This is a genomic window from Myxococcus vastator (assembly GCF_010894475.1).
In the GTDB taxonomy this organism is placed as follows: domain Bacteria; phylum Myxococcota; class Myxococcia; order Myxococcales; family Myxococcaceae; genus Myxococcus; species Myxococcus vastator.
The window spans coordinates 1-1,696 of the sequence record NZ_JAAIYB010000805.1; the positions used below are offsets into that span (position 1 = coordinate 1).

Sequence of the window (1,696 nt, forward strand, 5' to 3'; positions counted from 1 at the left end):
CCATACAGGGGTGCACGGCGTGGCATCAACTGCTAGCCGGTGGTCTTCTCCACCTGCATGAAGTCCAGCTCCACCGGGGTGGCGCGGCCGAAGATGCTGACCAGCACCTTCACCCTGCCCTTCTCGGCGTTGACCTCTTCCACGGTGCCGTTGAAGTTGGCGAACGGACCGTCGATGACGCGCACCGTGTCGCCGTCGTCGAACTGAACCTTGGGCTTCGGCTTGAGCGTGCCTTCGGAAATCTGGGACGTCAGGCGCGCCACCTCCTGGTCGGAGATGGGCAATGGATTCTGATGCTGCGCCGTTCCCGGGAAACCGGTGATCTTCGGCGTGTTCTTCACCAGGTGGAGCGTCCGGTCGTTCAGCTCCATCTGTACGAAGATGTAGCCAGGGAAGAACTTGCGACGAGAGGTCTTCTTCTCGCCCTTCACCATTTCGACGACCTGTTCCATCGGAATCAGGATTTCACCGAACTGGTCCTGAAGGCCCTCCAGACGGACCTTCTCTTCCAGGCTCTTCTTCGCCTGGTTCTCGAAGTTCGAGTAGGTGTGGACCACGTACCATTTCATCGCCATTACAGCTTCCCCCACACGGCCGGCAGCCACTCCACCATCAGGTTGTAGGCGGCGGTATCGATGCAGAAGAGGATGACGGCGGCCACCAGGGACGCCACGACGACGGCCATGGTCGACGCCTTGGTCTCCGGCCAGGTAGGCCAGGTGACCTTCATCAACTCCGAAGCCACGTCGATGGACAGCGCATGGGTGCGCGGGTGGAAGTACGCGCCCACGGCCAATCCCACGGCCAGCGCATAGCCCACCAGGGTGGAGACCTTCCAGTCCAAGCCCTCAATGAGGACCGGGTCGCTCCAGCTGAGCCGCGCCCACAGCAACCCGAGCAGACGCTCCAGGAAGAGGGCCAGGACGATGCCGGCGAGAAGATAGAAGATGACCACGAGCCGCTTCGGATCCATCGCCGAGCGGTTAGCCTGCTGGCTGGCCTCTGATGCCGTCGCCATGGTGCCTCACGAGGTACTGCGGATGCGAATTCGCGGGACTGCGAAAACACAGGAACCCCCGGCACCTCCAGGTACCGGGGGCCCCGCGACTACTGAGAGTTGGCAGGCCAGGAGGGATTCGAACCCCCAACACGCGGATTTGGAGACCGCTGCTCTACCGTTGGAGCTACTGGCCTAGAACCTTCCCTGAACTACCGACCTAGACCTTGCCTTCCTTATGGTCCTGGTGCTTCCGGCAGCGAGGACAGAACTTGCTCAGCTCAAGCTTGTCCTGGCTCTTCCGCTTGTTCTTCGTGGTCGTATAGTTCCGCTCTTTGCACACAGTGCACTCGAGCGAAATGATGGAACGATTGCCCTTCGGCATGACCTACCTCACCAGATACGAGAAGGGAAGGCTACCACAACGCAGCCCTCCCTTCGGAGTCGGGACAGTGAGCCCGGCGGCCTTACGGCCGACCCGGCATTACTCGATGACTTCCGCCACGACGCCGGCGCCCACGGTACGGCCACCCTCGCGAACCGCGAAGCGCAGCTCCTTCTCCATGGCCACGGGGGTGATGAGCTCCACCTCGATGGCGATGTTGTCGCCCGGCATCACCATTTCGACGTTCTCCGGCAGCTTCACCGAGCCCGTCACGTCCGTGGTGCGGAAGTAGAACTGCGGACGGTACCCCTTGA

The 1,696-nt window shown here is 61.9% G+C and carries 4 protein-coding genes and 1 tRNA gene; all 5 read right to left on the bottom strand.

The window, feature by feature from the left end:
- Positions 1 to 32: 32 nt before the first annotated feature.
- On the bottom strand, positions 33 to 575 hold the full coding sequence (gene nusG, locus G4D87_RS37450) for a transcription termination/antitermination protein NusG (protein ID WP_090494984.1): 543 nt from the start codon (positions 573 to 575) through the stop codon (positions 33 to 35).
- Positions 575 to 1,018, bottom strand: a complete 444-nt coding sequence (gene secE / locus G4D87_RS37455) for a preprotein translocase subunit SecE (RefSeq protein WP_163787547.1) — start codon at positions 1,016 to 1,018, stop codon at positions 575 to 577. Before secE ends, nusG begins: the two co-directional genes overlap by 1 nt.
- Before the next feature lie 100 nt (positions 1,019 to 1,118).
- Positions 1,119 to 1,194, bottom strand: a tRNA-Trp gene (locus tag G4D87_RS37460).
- Positions 1,195 to 1,217: 23 nt separating this feature from the next.
- Positions 1,218 to 1,382 carry a 50S ribosomal protein L33 gene (rpmG, locus tag G4D87_RS37465; RefSeq protein ID WP_011553120.1) on the bottom strand — a complete coding sequence of 55 codons (165 nt, stop codon included), beginning with the start codon at positions 1,380 to 1,382 and terminating at the stop codon, positions 1,218 to 1,220.
- Between the two features lie 99 nt (positions 1,383 to 1,481).
- On the bottom strand, positions 1,482 to 1,696 hold a 215-nt coding region (locus G4D87_RS37470; RefSeq protein ID WP_504112914.1), incomplete at its 5' end, for an EF-Tu C-terminal domain-related protein.